General features: G+C 59.6%; 11 protein-coding genes. 7 read left to right on the forward strand and 4 right to left on the reverse strand.

Features of this window, described 5'->3' with window-relative positions:
- The first annotated feature begins 45 nt into the window (after positions 1–45).
- Both F8G81_RS09820 and F8G81_RS09825 read left to right on the forward strand, forming a co-directional pair.
- Positions 46–1950 carry an FAD-dependent monooxygenase gene (locus F8G81_RS09820; RefSeq protein ID WP_267278786.1) on the forward strand — a complete coding sequence of 635 codons (1905 nt, stop codon included), beginning with the start codon at positions 46–48 and terminating at the stop codon, positions 1948–1950.
- A 101-nt stretch (positions 1951–2051) separates the two neighbouring features.
- Positions 2052–2546, forward strand: a complete 495-nt coding sequence (locus tag F8G81_RS09825; RefSeq protein ID WP_267278787.1) for a DUF3237 domain-containing protein — start codon at positions 2052–2054, stop codon at positions 2544–2546.
- Between the two features lie 124 nt (positions 2547–2670).
- Here the strand turns inward: F8G81_RS09825 and F8G81_RS09830 are convergent, their stop codons facing one another.
- The 3 genes from F8G81_RS09830 to F8G81_RS09840 form a co-directional block, all read right to left on the reverse strand.
- The gene (locus F8G81_RS09830; RefSeq protein ID WP_267278788.1) at positions 2671–3855 is read right to left on the reverse strand and encodes a PucR family transcriptional regulator; all 1185 of its coding nucleotides are present in this window, start codon (positions 3853–3855) and stop codon (positions 2671–2673) included.
- 40 nt (positions 3856–3895) lie between these two features.
- Positions 3896–4804 carry an amidohydrolase family protein gene (locus F8G81_RS09835; RefSeq protein ID WP_267278789.1) on the reverse strand — a complete coding sequence of 303 codons (909 nt, stop codon included), beginning with the start codon at positions 4802–4804 and terminating at the stop codon, positions 3896–3898.
- A gap of 212 nt (positions 4805–5016) precedes the next feature.
- Positions 5017–6438, reverse strand: coding sequence for an NAD(P)/FAD-dependent oxidoreductase (locus F8G81_RS09840; protein ID WP_267278790.1), 1422 nt, complete (start codon positions 6436–6438; stop codon positions 5017–5019).
- 516 nt (positions 6439–6954) lie between these two features.
- Between F8G81_RS09840 and F8G81_RS09845 the strand changes: the two genes are divergently transcribed.
- The 5 genes from F8G81_RS09845 (at position 6955) to F8G81_RS09860 (ending at position 13410) form a co-directional block, all read left to right on the forward strand.
- Positions 6955–7815, forward strand: a complete 861-nt coding sequence (locus F8G81_RS09845; RefSeq protein WP_267278791.1) for an FAD-binding protein — start codon at positions 6955–6957, stop codon at positions 7813–7815.
- A gap of 38 nt (positions 7816–7853) precedes the next feature.
- Complete coding sequence (locus tag F8G81_RS23580) at positions 7854–8051, forward strand: FAD-binding protein (RefSeq protein ID WP_416377124.1); 198 nt, start codon at positions 7854–7856, stop codon at positions 8049–8051.
- Between the two features lie 721 nt (positions 8052–8772).
- Positions 8773–9009 carry a hypothetical protein gene (locus F8G81_RS09850; protein ID WP_267278792.1) on the forward strand — a complete coding sequence of 79 codons (237 nt, stop codon included), beginning with the start codon at positions 8773–8775 and terminating at the stop codon, positions 9007–9009.
- Positions 9010–9120: 111 nt separating this feature from the next.
- Positions 9121–10779 (forward strand): FAD-dependent oxidoreductase, encoded by a 1659-nt coding sequence (locus tag F8G81_RS09855; RefSeq protein WP_267278793.1) that lies wholly within the window; start codon positions 9121–9123, stop codon positions 10777–10779.
- Between the two features lie 1125 nt (positions 10780–11904).
- Positions 11905–13410, forward strand: a complete 1506-nt coding sequence (locus tag F8G81_RS09860) for a CoA-acylating methylmalonate-semialdehyde dehydrogenase (protein WP_416377125.1) — start codon at positions 11905–11907, stop codon at positions 13408–13410.
- A 92-nt stretch (positions 13411–13502) separates the two neighbouring features.
- Here F8G81_RS09860 and F8G81_RS09865 read toward each other — a convergent pair whose 3' ends face one another.
- Positions 13503–15095, reverse strand: coding sequence for a PucR family transcriptional regulator (locus F8G81_RS09865; RefSeq protein ID WP_267278795.1), 1593 nt, complete (start codon positions 15093–15095; stop codon positions 13503–13505).
- Positions 15096–15121: the final 26 nt, after the last annotated feature.

Consider the following 15121-nt stretch of genomic DNA (forward strand, 5'->3'; position numbering starts at 1 on the left):
TGGACACCTGATGGATCCCTCCCAGAGAAAAGGCAATACAACCTGATGAAACATGACGTCGATAGTGAGATCTTGGAGGTCCCGGTTCTTATCGTCGGTGGTGGCCCAGCGGGGCTCACCATGGCCCTTGAATTGGCAAGGCGCGGTATTACCGGAATGCTGATTGAACGGCGTGACTTCACGTCGCACTTTCCACGTGCCCACCTCCTCAACGTTCGAACCATGGAGACGTTCGCGGACGTCGGTGTCGCCGACGATATATACGCGCAATCGCCGCCAGAGGATCAGTGGCACCGTGCCGCATGGTATACCTCTCTTGCAGGTCCCACGCCTCTGCACGGTCAACGGATCGGGTATGTAGACGCGTGGGGAGGTGGCGGGGATCTTGCCGAATACGAGAAAGCGAGCCCCCGTAAGTTCGCCAACCTTCCCCAGATCAGGCTCGATCGAGTGCTAGCGGAACATGCCAAAATGAGGTGGCCGAACGCAATACGTTCGCGGACGGAACTTATTGACCTGGAGTACGACGAAGACCACGCAATCGCAACGGTCCTCGACCACGCCGGCGGAGCTACGTCCAAGATCAGAGCCCGCTACGTCGTTGCTGCAGACGGTGGTCGTACCCTCACGGGGTTGCTCGGCGTCAGTATGGAGGGACCGCGCGCGCTGATTGACCACGTTAGTGTCTACTTCAGTGCTGACCTGTCTGGGCACGCCGACGAAGAGGCGCTGCTTACCTACTTCGTGCGACCCGAAGGTCAGGGAAGTTTTGCCGGAGCTCTTCTTGGACTTGGCCCAAAGGAATGGGGGAAGAATTGCACCGAATGGCTCGTCGGCATGTCCTTCCACCTCAGTGACCCTGCTCTGGAAAGCGATTCCTCACTCATCGAACGTGCCAAAGATCTGATCGGGATTGCTGACTTGGAAATGCAGGTGCATTCCGTCAGTCACTGGCAGTTCGAGGGCGTCGTGGCCGACCGTTTCCGTGTTGGTCCCGTCTTCATCGTCGGGGATGCAGCACACAGGCATCCTCCGACTGGCGGTCTGGGCCTGAATACCGCCGTAGGTGATGTCAGTAATCTTGCCTGGAAATTGGCATCAGTGCTGAAAGGCAACGCGAAGGAAACGTTGCTCGATACATACGAGCCGGAGCGACGCCAGATTGCTCTGCAGAACGTTGAACACTCCCTGCGAAACGCAGGACGTCATGCTCCCATTGCTGAAGCACTGGGGCTGCGCCGTGGCATCGGTATTGAGGAAGGGTGGAAGGAGGTCGGTTTATGGGCCAGCGACAGCCCCGAAGGTGAACGGCGTCGTGAGGCGGCGGCGGCGGCCATCGCCGCGAACCGGGAGAACTTCAGCCAGCTCAACATCGAGGCGGGGTTTTGTTATGAACAGGGCGCATTGGTTCCCGATGCTGTCCCGGCGCCGGTGAAACGATCTCCCGCGCAGTTCGTGCCGTCCTCGCGTCCTGGTCACCACCTGCCACACGTTTGGGTGCAGCACGACGGAGCCAAAATCTCCACGACTGACCTAATTCAGCCAGAAGGACTGACGTTGCTGCTCAGTTCAGCCGGTTCGGCAGCATGGGGTGAAGCTGCGGCGCTGATCTCATCGACCGGTGCTTGTCCAATCCACGTTGTAGTCATTGGTGAAGGCGGCGAGTATCAGGATCCCCAGAGAGACTGGGAGGCCGCTCGTGAGGTCCACGAGGGAGGAGCAATTCTCGTTCGCCCGGACCGACATGTGGCGTGGAGGGCTGTTGACCTTCCCTCAGATGTCCATTCGGAACTCAAGAAGGCCGTGGAACGGGTGATTGATCCCGTTGTGGTTCCGTCGGGAACAGATACGTTGGAGGAGATTGAGCGGATTACGGTGGCTGGCGAAGCCCTGCGAACGAACGAAAGTTCCCGTCAGGCCCGGATTTTCTCCGAACGCGGTACACCGTAAGCTGCCTCAAACAGCGAACCATCTAGAGCGCGGATGTCCCGGTCGGCGGACATTCGCGCTCTAGATACTTTGACGTGCACTTGAGCGAAAGGAAAACGGATTTGAACGGCGACCCAATCGGCAGAACAGACCTTGTTCCGGTTCCAGGCCTTGAATTTGTCTACGAGACGACAGTAGACGTCACGGCAGCTGTGCCGGTAGGACAAACGACGGACGGCTTTCGCCGCATCATCCCCGTCCGCGGCGAAGGCCGCCTTCAGGGCCCCCACATCCGAGGGCATCTGCTGGCTGAAGCGGCAGACTGGCAAGTGACGCGCTCCGACGGGGTGACGGTAGTCGACGCGATGTACGCGATACGTACGGATGATGGCGTGGTTATTCAGGTGCGTAACCGAGGTCTACGACGAGGACCCTCGGACGTCCTTGAACGCATCGTGCAAGGAGAGAACGTAGACCCTGCTGAGTACTACTTTCGAACTGTCCCCGAGTTCATTGCTCCCGCCGGTAAGTACGAGTGGCTGAACCAAAACATCTTCATCTGCGCTGGTGCCCGCTACGCGGACGGGGTGCGCCTACAGGCTTGGCGCATCACTTAACTTGCGGTAGATACCTCCGAGAAATCTCGTGCGGGGCTTCGGCTGCATGAGCCGGCCCAGCCCATAATTCTTCAGAGCTCCGTGCCCGCGCCAGATGGAGGGCCTGGAGAGCATGGGATGGTTCTCAAAGCGAAGTTTGACGTAGACCTGCAAGACGGGAAACACGAATCCCGGTATGAAGGTCGCGTTGCACGCCAGCGTCGGCCAGATCCACTCCGGTGAGTGCGCGTACACGATTCAATCGGTAGTAGAGAGTGCTCCGGTGAACGTTCAGGGTCTTGGCGGTTTCCAGGGCGTTGCCGCCCTGTTCGAAGTAGCATTCGAGGGTGTCAATCAAGATTTCGCTGTCAGCGGCTTTCCAGAGAGTTCTGAGGGCGGACGGTAAATCGTGGATGGTCAGTTCTTCCAAGGGCAGCTGGACCAGCAATCGGTCCCACCCGATGTGGTCCCAGCGTGCTCCCTGGGGATATCTGTTGGGGTCTAAGTCGCACAGTCCACCTGTAAGACGTGCCTCTTTGTAGGAACGATATGCGTCCTCCAGCCGATCACATTCCCCGCCCGCGGCGATATCGACGCCCATGGGCCGCATCGCAGAAACAAGTCTCTGCAGCTCTGCTTGAGTTAAGCGCCCGACTGTTACAGCGACGCCTTCGTCACCGAAAGTAGTGCCGATTCCGGCAAATTTGGCGAGGCGCAGGGCTTTTCTGACTGCCTCGCCTAGGTCTATTTGCGTATCTGACGTGTGGTCCATCTTCGACGGAGTTCGCCTGGTAAACCTGACAACTGTGTAATGGCTGCTTTGCTGGATCAGCCCTGATTTGTGAATCTCGTGTGCGGCCCGACGGCGTTCATCCGGGGAAGTGTGCATGAGTTTCTGCATGAGTTCCTGCAGTTGTTCCGCTCCTTGGCGCCTGGCGGTCTCGCGTTCGGCCAGCAGCCGGCCAAGGATCTCGCCGACGGAACTGAGAATTTTCAAGTCATGCTCAGGTACTGATCCGTCGGGGCTCGCGTCCTCGTATGTTACATAGCCCTTGAGCTCCCCGCTAAGCCGAACAGGGTAAACCACATGGCTAGGAACGTCCTTTTCAGATGGAAGCTTGACCGGTCCCGTCGCATTCCTTACCTTCAGTCGCCGAATAGCATTGATGGCCCCGTCAGTGCCCCGACGCGTAAGAATGATAGAGAGCTGGGCTCTATCGACGCTCTCACGTTGTTTGCTGTGCGCGGCGAGGTTCATTTCCGTGTCCAGCACCACCACGGGAACGCCGAGGCGGGTGGCTAGTTCTTCAGTGGCATCGTCGAGGTTCATGATGGCAAGGATTTCGCTTTTCGTGGATTTCGGGCCAGGACTAGAGGTCCAGTTTTAGGAGGCGAACGGCGTTGTCTTTCATAATTCCGGGTAGGACCTCCGGCTTGAGGGACATGGCCTGGGCATCTTCTATCCACCGGTCAGGAGTCAGCAGCGGAAAATCGGATCCAAAGAGGACGCGTTTTCGCAGAATCGAGTTAGCGTATCGCACAAGCTCGGGTGGGAAGTACTTTGGGCTCCAGCCTGAGAGATCAATCCACGTATTGTGTTTGTGGGTGGCCACAGCGAGTGCCTCGTCCTGCCACGGCACTGACGGGTGGGCCATGATGATTTGAAGGTCGGGAAAGTCGGCGGCGACGGGGTCAATGAGGATCGGGTTCGACAGCCCAAGCCGAAACCCGCGTCCGCCTCGCATTCCTGCACCGATGCCGGTCTGCCCTGTGTGGAACAGGGCGACAGATCCTGCCTCCTGCAGGGCAGCGTACAAAGGATAGAAATGTTCGTCGCTTGGGTCAAACCCTTGGACAGTTGGGTGGAACTTGAAGCCCCGAACTCCGCTTTCATCTATTAGACGTTGAGCTGCTTCGAGGGCGTCGTGCCGGCGAGGGTCGACCGAACCGAAGGGTATGAGCACATCGTTATTGCGTGCCGCACCTTCGGCGATTTCTTCGCTGGAGATAGCCGCATGACCCAGCTGAGTTTCCGCATCAACAGTAAAGACCACTGCGGCCATTTTCCGTTCACGATAATAGGCGGCAATCCCATCAATATCTGGGCGCGGGCCGTCGGCCTTGAAGTACTTCGCCGCCGCCTCCGCAAGATCAGGCGGCAAGGACTGGTGCCCATGATGATCCACTTCGATGTGAACATGCATGTCGATCGCTTCAATCTCATCCAGTTTGAGGGCTGGTTCGTAACGTGAGTGTTTCCTGGACACGGTGTTGGACATGTCGTCCTCCCTTGGACTTTGTTGAGTGTTTCATGGCTGGCCGACCCGTGATCGCGAGCTGTGATGTTATCCCTGCGCCGTTGTCGGTCGCATGGGTTGAAGGTACGGGCATTCAAAACGACCTTGCGTAACCGGCCTGCGCGATGGTGTCGGGCGAGGGCCGCGCTTTGAGGCTGAAGCTCCACTTCATCCGTGGGTGCTGCCCTCTGGCCTCACGAGTCGAAGCGAATTCCGAATAACGAGGCCGCCTTTAGCAGTATCCCGTCTTTGCCACCGTTGGCGTCGGATTTGGCGACTGCCCTACGCATTGCCTGAATCAAGGGGTACGCGATTGGTTCGGGTGGAATCGGAATCGGCAAGCGGCGGGCCATTTTCAACCGTGTGCGTTCAGTGTCAGCGCCTTCCAGCAGGTCGAGCATTGTCTCGGCCCCGAAACGGGTAGCCGCAACGCCGAGACCCGTGTAGCCGGCGCTGTAAGCCACCCGCTGGTCCCCGGTGCTGCCATGGAAGGCCACAAGTTGCGTTGACATGTCGATCATGCCGCCCCATTTGTGGGAGAACATGACGCCTTTCAACTGCGGGAACGTGGAGTAGAAATGATCAGCCAGGCGTACGAAGGTTTCCGGGCGTTGATCCTGTTCTGGCTTTACACGACGTCCACGGTGATAAACAGCGTCGTAGCCCCCGAAGAGAACCCGATTGTCGGCCGTCTTTCGGTAGTAGTGAAATTCCCGGCCGGCATCGGTGATTCCGTGCCTGCCCGTCCAGGAGATACTTTCAAGTTGTTCGTCGCGTAGTGGCTCTGTCGTCAGCACGTAGTCGTAGATCGGTACAGTGAACAGACGGAGACGCTTCAATAGAGATGGGAAGCCATTCGTGGCAAGTGCTACTTTGCTGGCACGGACGCTTCCCGATGGCGTCCGAACCATCACGGCCATGTTCCTGCGTTTCAACACGATCGCCGGTGACCGTTCGTAGATTTCCACGCCCAGATTTTCAGCCGCACGGGCCAAGCCCCACGCCAATTTTGCGGGGTTTAGCAGGGCAACACCCTTGGTGCTGAGCATGCCAGCCCGGTAGAGGGGAGAATTAGCCAGATCCCGCAGTTGGGCGTCGTCGAGGAATTCTCCTTCCCCGGACAAAGCCGCTTTACGGAGTTGCTCCACCTGATACTCTTCGGTGGCTACCGTCAGCATAGGTTCCAGCTCGAATTCAGCATCGATGCCGTACCGCTCGATCCGTTCCTGGATCGCTTGGAAATTCTGACTTTCCAATTTCTTGAGAACCCTTAGGTCATCAGCGAAATGCGTGGCTCCGTTCTCGGATCCATGCGTCAAGCTGGCTTCACAGAAACCACCGTTCCGCCCACTGGCAGCCCACCCCACCTGACTGGCCTCCAACAACACGACGCGCCTCTCCGGGTAGCGTTCCTTAGCTGTCAACGCCGTCCACAAACCGCAAAAGCCTCCGCCCACCACCAGCAAATCCGCCGTCAATTCATCCAAGAGGATGGGACGCGGATTCGGCTTTCCCGGACCATCCAGCCAGAAGGGGACTTTGCTGGCCCCACTGAGGCTCGCCTCGATCAGCTGCGCATCATTTCGCAGGATATGTCCGTAAGCGGTGTGGTTCATCATGCTCCTAGTAACGATGGCAGGGCAGCTCGTTGTAGTATCAAGTTCCCTGTTATCAGGACTCCTGTCATTGTAGGGCTAAGGCGGCATTTTTACCATGCTTGCTTGGAGCGATACCTTGGGGCTGTCGCCCTTGGCAGCAGCGTGCGAAACGCGAACCCTGTGGCCTCCGCAGAGAGAATCAGCCTCTTTCGCTTCCATCTGCCGCACCGCCAGTGAAGCCACTAACAAGGGACAAGCTCGTGGATGCGATCGGCGCCTTTTCTTGAACACGGAGGCCTGTCGCTATTACATGACACGGCTGCTGCGGTGCGAACGGCGGCATTGAGTTCAGTGCGGCGGCCCGGGCAACGCTGGGAGCCCTCTGGGGACCTGTCATCTTCTGTCGGCGGCCGAACGGGGAGAGGCATCGAACCCTGCGAATGGAACTTTGGCCCTCTTGGCCCCTACGCGGACTTGGTACGTCGCTCCCCATCTGGCTGGCGGGAGGCGCTGCTTGACGTTGAGAAGACGGACATGGCCCACAATGAGTGGCGTGCCGGAAGGGCGCTGGTGGGTGCGCTGTTGCACGCCTGCCTCACAGCCGATATTGAGATACAGACAGGTACGCGTGCCGTGCGGCTTGAGAAGGGCGAGGACCGAGTGATCGGAGCCTGGGTGAAGCGTGAAGGATCGGACGACGCTGAGACTCTCATCGAAGCGCGCGGTGGTGTGATCCTTGCCAGCGGTGGGTTCGAATGGAACAGCGAACTGGTCCAAGCTTTCCTCGGCACGCCCATGGATTCCCCCGTCAGTGCACCTACCAACGTCGGCGACGGACTTCGGATGGCAATGGCCGTCGGCGGACAGTTGGGCAACATGTCGCAGGCTTGGTGGACACCCGCAATTCGCGTCGCAGACGAGTATTACGAAGGCGGACCTCTGAACCGCTTTGTCACTCACGAGCGGCCGAAGCCAGGATCAATCGTAGCAAACCGCACAGGACGTCGCTTTGCCCGCGAAACCTTGAACTACAACGATTTCGGCAAGGCGATGACTGTCTTTGACGGCGCTGCATATGAGTACCCGAACACCCCGGCCTTTTTGGTTTTTGATAATCAATGCCGTCGCTCCTACCCCATGGTTGGCGTGGAGCCGGGCGACCCGACTCCCAGCTGGATGAACGAGTCCTCATCGCTGCAAGAACTGGCGGACAAGCTTTCAATCGACATCGACTCCTTCTCCCGACAGATAGCTGAATACAATGAAAAGGCCGCGGCCGGAGAAGATCCGGACTACCGTCGTGGTGAAACCGATTACGAGCGATACGCCGGCGATCCTACCTGGGAGAAAATGGGACCATTCGACGATTGGGCGAAGGCCCCTACTACGGTTTGAAAATGCGGCTGGGCGCGCTCGGAACCAAGGGCGGCCCAATGGTCGACTTGGAAAGTCGTGTGCGTCACGTGAACGGCGGGCCAATTGATGGCCTCTTTGCCGCAGGAAACGTGGCCGCAAGCATCATGGGTCCCAGCTATCCGGGTCCCGGGGTGATCCTGGGTCCGGCGATTGTCCATGCACTCCGGGCGGGCAGGGCCGCAGCCAGGGAATCGATACTTGCGACACCTAGGTAAGAGACCAAACCGGACAGAATAGAAGGGCAAGGAATAGGATGTTCGGCGTGGGTGCAGAGGAGGCCGGGGGAGCCCAGGAAAGGCGCTCCGTCCCGATTCCTGCAGGCCGGCAACCCGGGCCTAGGCGGCAAGTGCCCGACTGCGGAAGTCTCTAGCCGCTCTTGGGCCGAGTTTCGTATCTATAAGGACGTCTGTAGCTGGACATCGTGGACGGCGCGTCTCGGGCTTTGTGGAAGCCTTGACGGATTGGGCTCGGTTCCATGAGTGGGACACATTCGCGTTGAAGCACAATGGCGCTGATCCCGGTTTTACAGGTTCAACGCCCTGGCCGCTGCCTACGGTTCGGTAGCAGCTACGTGGCGCGTTCGATCAAGCCGCGGACCGACCTCGGCGCCGTGCCAGGAGCGCTGCCGGATACTCTAGCGAAAGCCCCGTCGCAGTTCCGCCGCTCCGCGTGCGACCAGCAACCATTGCTGGGAAGATCGATCTCCACGCATGGGACCTCAAGTGCGAATGCCGTGCCGTTGTCCGAGAACAGCTGTGGAGTACCGCACGCCGGCTGACCGGGTTATTCACCCGCGTAAATGCTGTTTGACGGGTTCTGCCACTGCCTTCTTACATTCTTGCCTGCGGCCTCCCCCGCTTTGCTCCATGACAGGACTTGAGGATTGCTCCAGGCTGAGCCACGACCTATTTGATCGTCAGTATCAGGATCCTTGACATGCGGATTGTGATTGATGACACTTATGGAGTCTTGGAAACATCGCTGGAACTGTTGGCGATCAAACACGCCATCGTGGGTGTGGGCCCTCCATGCGGCGTGTGCGAACGATGCATCCAGCCTCAGGAATTGATGCTTTCGCACCAGAAAGGACCGGGAAGAGTGAAACAACGTGTCACCTTAGGGGCGAGTAAGTTCGCCATAGCCAGCCTGATCGATTGGGTTTACGGCATCTAACAGCCGATGCGAATGTGAACTTCTCCCGCGAATTGGACTGGGAACTTCAGTGCAGCATGCGGGGAATAGGTTTGCGTCCAAGTGGTTCGTTTCCATTGCGCCGGCCTTGCCATGAGTGTGTTTGAAGAAATTTCACGTTGCTACTATGAGGAAGAGGTGCGGATGATGTTGTGGTCCGAAGAAGTGGACTTTGTAAGTGTAGGCGGGGGCATTGGTGGCCTTACAGCTGCTCTTGTTGCCCATGAGGCTGGCCTGAATGTGGTTGTGTTGGAGAAGAGCGCCAAGCTTGGCGGTGTCGCCTCGCTGTCCCTTGGCCAAGTCTGGGTGCCAGCCAATAGCCTCGAAGCCGAGGCGGGAATCCGTGATTCGGCTGAGGAAGGCCTCGCCTATATGACTTGGGTTGGTGGAGGATTTGCCGAATCCGCCCACACAGACGCCTTTGTGCGCTGGGGATCGGCAATAATCGATTTCTTAGGAAAACATGCTCATGTGGCCTGGCGCATTTGGCGCGGCCAACCCGACTATTACTTCCCGGTCGGACCTGGCTCAGTTACCGAAGGCCGCTGCTTGGAGGTCGAACCGTTGGCGGGAGTAAACCTCGGCAAGTGGGCTGAACTCACCCGCATTCCCCCAACCGCCCGAGTGACAAATGAAGAACAAGCCACTGGATCCAGCAAGACGTTACTGGCGGAACGCGCAGAGAAGGATTTTCGGGCAAAAGGCGGCGGCCTGGCTGCGTACCTCATAAGGAACGCGGTCGAACGAGGCATCTCCCTTCGTCCCGGCTGTGAAGTTGTCGAGCTCGTCCGGGTGGAACGCCGCGTCGTCGGGGTAGTGGTCAAAGAAGACGGCATTACGAAGGCGATCCGAGCCAAGCGCGGTGTATTGCTCGCAACGAGTGGATACGACTGGTCACCTCAAATGGTCCGTAATTTCGATGCCCGCACCGAACCTGCCAGCCTCACCATGCCGGAGATAACGGGCGACCACCTGCGGATGGCAGGCATGCTCGGTGCCCGAGTGGTTTCACCCGGCGTCCGTCCACAATGGATAGACCCCCGCTTCCGTCTGGGCAGCTCATTAGAACGGATCAACACGTCGGCCCCGGGCGTAATTATGGTTAACCGCAAGGGTGCCCGCTTCTCCGACGAGTCATTCGGTCCATCTTTCACCGCTGCTCTGGCACATGTCGACGTTGACCGACCGAGCCTGGCTAATCAGCCCTTCTGGGCCATCTTCGACGATGGCTTCCGCAAAGCTCGCGCCGTCGGTTCCATCAACCCAGGTGATCCACTACCGGATGAAATTGTGTCGGCCGATACACCAGAGGAGCTAGCGGAGAAGCTTGGGATCGATCCACAGGGACTGGTGGCGGAGTTGGAGCAATTCAACCTCCATGCAAGCGAAGGAGCAGACCCTCGCTTTGGAAGAGCAACCCGCCCGAGCACGTTCTACAAGTCTGCCGCAAGCCAAGGCGCTGCCACGATTGGCCCACTGACGAAGGCACCCTTTTACGGTGTGCCGTTGGTGACCGCAAGCATCGGCATTCCAGTTGCCGGATTAGCTGCGGATACTATCGGCCGCGTACTCGATTGGGAAAACCATGTAATTGAAGGTCTTTATGTGGCTGGCAATTCGATGGCAATGCACGACACCGGCATCGGTTACCAGAGTGGGTATGCGAACACTCGCGCGCTTGTTTTCGCGATGCTTGGTGCCTGTCATGCCGCCGGCGTCGACCCTTCGGCTCTGGGGCTGTCCAGAATTTAGTCAAGGGCTAGCCAATGTCGGTAGTTGCGCTTGAGCAGGCCAAAGGCATGTCAGGCTATCTCCGATTCCTAGGTGGAGCACCTTGGAACGGCACATTCTGCCCTGCACCAAGGCATGAAAGTTTCAGCCGGGCGGCTAAGCCCGCCTGGCTGAAACCGTATGGCTGTCGAAGTTGCTCGTGTTTATGTCCCATTCCCCTCCCATGCATTGAACAGGCACCGCAGCGGAAAAGCGCCCTTGATCAGTCTCCGAGCGCACTCCTGTCCGCTCACCCTTGGCTAGAATTAGGACAACACTTGCGCCCGCCGGGTGTAGAAGGCTGCCAAGCTGCCACACACTTGGATCAGAAAGCGTTAGGGCAACTCTTCATTCCTATGATGCGCCTGGTTACTTGGCCTTCCGAGTGACCCGATTTCCGAGCCTTTTTGGGTAGCCGCATCACCGCTACGCAGGAAGAGCACCCCACACCATTGCGCTTTGGGGCGTCAGCTCGGCTCATAGTCGCGCACGAGTGAAGGCCCGTGACAGGACGAATCTAGCGGGGCAGGTTGGCTGCCCTCGCTTCCTTGAGAGCCAACCCCACCGCCCTTATAGAGGTGTATATAGGTGAGCCTTCGAAAGGGAGTTAGACAGTTGCCCGTTCCTGGCTCGTCTAAGGGTGACCTGCCCAAGGAGGAGTTCTATGGGCAGTTGTTATGGAGCCACTTCCTGAAGTGAAACTACGGACCCACCGTTGCTCTTTGTTGTTCCCAAGCGACAGGGCCACCCCGAAAAGCCGGCATTAGATTTCCCTCGCTGACAAAGACGATGGGGCCCACTTGGCCTTCAGGAACCCAGAGTCCAGTCAACGGACAATGAGCTCCCGTACTGATCGACTTCGCAACGTAAAGAAGTCCCGTTCGATTACTTCGGGCAACTGGTGTGGAATCCGGGCTTTTCATCGGTCCTCCTGACGGCGACAGCGTATACCCCTCATTTCAAGGGATACTTCCAACTTCCGCAGCTATACATTTGTCTATTGCATCGCGATGAATCAGACAAAAGAAGATCGGCGCTGAGGTTAGTTGCTGTCTACGCTAGAGCCAGATGCCTCGCACATCGATCCCCGTCAGAAAAGAGAATGCAGTGACTGAAATCAACGAGCTCCAGGTGATCCCGCACTGGATCGGAGGCGCCGAGTCGCCCTTGGCAGGGGACCGTACCGCCCCCGTCTTCGATCCCGCACGTGGCATCGAGACCAAGCGCGTGGCACTGGCCAACGGCAGTGACATCGAGTCCGCCATCTCCTCGGCGCACAAAGCCTTCCCGGCCTGGCGGGACATGTCCATTACCAAGCGCCAGCAGATCCTCTTCCGCTTCCGCGAACTGCTCAACGAGCGCAAGGGCGAACTTGCGCAGATCATTACCGCCGAACACGGCAAGGTAGTCTCCGACGCACTGGGCGAAATCACGCGCGGCCAGGAGGTTGTGGAACTGGCTACCGGCTTCCCGCACCTGATCAAGGGCGAACACTCGGAGAACGTCTCCACCGGCGTGGACGTGTACTCCACCAAGTCACCGCTGGGCGTCGTCGGCATCATCAGCCCCTTCAACTTCCCGGCGATGGTTCCGCTGTGGTTCCTCCCGGTCGCCATCGCCGCCGGCAACACCGTGGTGCTCAAGCCCAGCGAAAAGGACCCCACAGCTGCTAACTGGCTGGCGGAACTATTCACCGAGGCCGGCCTTCCGGACGGTGTCTTCAACGTCCTGCACGGAGACAAGGAAGCCGTGGACGGACTCCTCGAACACAAGGACGTCAAGGCCATCTCCTTCGTCGGCTCCACCCCGATCGCCCAGTACATCTACGAAACCGCAGCCCGGAACGGCAAGCGCGTCCAGGCCCTCGGCGGAGCCAAGAACCACATGCTGGTCCTGCCCGACGCCGACCTTGAACTCACAGCCGACGCTGCCATCAACGCCGGTTTCGGTTCCGCCGGTGAGCGCTGCATGGCCATCAGCGTCATCGTCGCCGTCGAACCCGTCGCGGATGAGCTGATCGAAAAAATTACTTCCCGGATGTCCACGCTGAAGATCGGCGACGGCCGCCGCAACTGCGACATGGGCCCACTGGTCACCAGGCAGCACCGCGACAAAGTGGCCTCCTACATCGACGTTGCCATCGAGGACGGCGCCAAGGTTGTGGTGGACGGCCGCGGCATCAACGTGGACGGCGACGAAAACGGATTCTGGCTGGGCCCCACCTTGATCGACGACGTTCCGGTTACCTCCCGCGTCTACACCGAAGAGATCTTCGGGCCGGTCCTGTCCGTGGTCCGCGTGCGCAGCTACGAAGAAGGTGTGGACCTGATCAACTCCGGCGCGTTCGGCAACGGCACTGCGATCTTCACCAACGACGGCGGCGCAGCCCGCCGCTTCCAGAACGAGATCGAGGTGGGCATGGTGGGCATCAACGTGCCCATCCCCGTTCCGGTCGCCTACTACTCCTTCGGCGGATTCAAGGACTCCATCTTCGGCAGCTCCAAAGCCTACGGCCTGCAGGGCTTCCAGTTCTTCACACGGGAAAAGGCCATCACCTCCCGCTGGCTCGATCCCAGCCACGGCGGCATCAATCTGGGCTTCCCCCAGAACTAAGGGGAAAAAGCTATACGGGACCCGGCTCAGGTCCCCTGACAGCAAGGGCCTCCGGCGCATCCCTCGCGCGCCGGAGGCCCTTCTGCTCAACGTCAGCGGCGACCTGCGTCGTTTTCCAGGAATTGCATAGCTGCGAACAGCTCCAGCCGGTCGCGCATCCCGTCCAGATTCAGCCCAAGGATCCGCCCCGCGGCGTCAATCCGGTTTCGAAGTGTATGCCGGTGCACCCCCAGACGGCGGGCAGACTTGTCCCACACGCAGTCGTTGGTGAGCCATTCGCGGACCGTTTCAAGCAGTTGTGTGTGCTCTGCAGCGTCGTGGGCGAGCAGCGGCTGCAATAAACCCCGCGCCACAGGGCCTGCCTCTTCCTCCCGCAGGAGGCCCAGCATGCCGCCTTCTGACAACTCAGAAAAGTTGACCACGGCGCGTCTAAGCTCTTGGGCACGCCCGGCGGCGCGGGTGGCTTCTTCAAATGCATCGGGCAGGGCGTTCATCACCGTTTCCGAGGACACGCCGGCCACCGCCCCGTGGCGCTCCAGCAGTTCCAGAACCCTGCCCTGATGCGCCTGTCCCGCGAGGATCACCAGCAGCTCCCCGCGGAGCGCGTAAAAAACCGCACCGCGGTAGTCGTCAGCCAGGAGCTCCAACGCTTCAAGCAGGTTAGGTGCCGGACTTTCCTGCCGCGATGCCGTCACCAGCAGGGGATCCCTTGGGAGCTGACCCCAGACCTGCCCCGCCGTTCTGGTTGCAACGTCGGTGCTGCCGGCAAGCAGCTGTTCGAAGACGCCCGCGCGAAGATGACGGCGGGCGGTATCGAGGGTGCGCGCCTGCTCAAGTGCCAGACTGGCCAAACCGATCACGCTGTTGACGATGTCCGCCCTGGCCGGGTCCAGAGGCTCGATGGCGCCCAGGACCAGGGCGCCGCGAAGGCTTCCCTTACGCCCCAAGGTCTGCAGCGTCACCGACTGGCCCTCAATTTCCAGATGCGAGGCAGAACGGGTGCCAAGATCCAGGGCGCTGCGCACCCGTTGGGTAACTTCACCGGCGATGTCCGAGGGGACGGGCCGGTTCCGGGGCATGCGGACGTAATTTCCCGCTGCATCGTACAAGGCCACCCAGCTGTGGAGTTGCCGCTCCAGCTCGCCAAGGATCGATGTCAGCCCGTCCGGCCGGAGAGCCGCGCGGGAAATGGCCCGCTGCGCCTGCAGCGACCACTCGGCCCTGGCATGTTCTTCCCGCGCCAGGTAGTCCGCCACCATCCTGATGATCGCGATGAACGGCGTGCGGTCCGGGACCTCAAGCAACGGCAGGCCATGGTTCCGGCACGCTTCTTCCAGCCCCGGCGGCAAGGTCCCGTGGATCACCTGTGTCGCGAAGCCCAGGCCGGCGATGCCGTGATCCACCAGCCTCCGGACATACTCCTCATACCCCCGGCGATTCTGGACCTCCGGTGACTGATGCCCCGTAGTCCCCGGCGTCGTCGTAACTGCTGGCGGTCCGACCGCGAACTGGGTGCCGTCGGTCAACAGCAGCTGTCCCCGGTCAAGAAAAGGAGTGGGGTCCTCAAGGTCTGAACTGTGCACCCAGCTGATGGGTACTTCAAGCCTGGGGGAACCCAACTCGGGAACCACGAGCCGAAGCTTGAGTGCCCGGCTGCGGAGGAGGACATTGAGGCTTGGCGGCATGGCCGGCACCTTCCGATGTGAAAACG

The sequence above is a fragment of the Arthrobacter sp. CDRTa11 genome (assembly GCF_026427775.1).
GTDB lineage: Bacteria > Actinomycetota > Actinomycetes > Actinomycetales > Micrococcaceae > Arthrobacter.

Excerpts from the sequence above, each read along its gene's own strand:
- F8G81_RS09830 (WP_267278788.1), bottom strand. The coding sequence starts at position 3,855 with ATGAACCTCGACGATGCCACTGAAGAACTAGCCACCCGCCTCGGCGTT.
- F8G81_RS09820 (WP_267278786.1), top strand. The coding sequence starts at position 46 with ATGAAACATGACGTCGATAGTGAGATCTTGGAGGTCCCGGTTCTTATC.
- F8G81_RS09865 (WP_267278795.1), bottom strand. The coding sequence starts at position 15,095 with ATGCCGCCAAGCCTCAATGTCCTCCTCCGCAGCCGGGCACTCAAGCTT.
- F8G81_RS09845 (WP_267278791.1), top strand. The coding sequence starts at position 6,955 with ATGGCCCACAATGAGTGGCGTGCCGGAAGGGCGCTGGTGGGTGCGCTG.
- F8G81_RS09850 (WP_267278792.1), top strand. The coding sequence starts at position 8,773 with ATGCGGATTGTGATTGATGACACTTATGGAGTCTTGGAAACATCGCTG.
- F8G81_RS09855 (WP_267278793.1), top strand. The coding sequence starts at position 9,121 with ATGAGTGTGTTTGAAGAAATTTCACGTTGCTACTATGAGGAAGAGGTG.
- F8G81_RS09835 (WP_267278789.1), bottom strand. The coding sequence starts at position 4,804 with ATGTCCAACACCGTGTCCAGGAAACACTCACGTTACGAACCAGCCCTC.
- F8G81_RS23580 (WP_416377124.1), top strand. The coding sequence starts at position 7,854 with ATGGTCGACTTGGAAAGTCGTGTGCGTCACGTGAACGGCGGGCCAATT.
- F8G81_RS09840 (WP_267278790.1), bottom strand. The coding sequence starts at position 6,438 with ATGAACCACACCGCTTACGGACATATCCTGCGAAATGATGCGCAGCTG.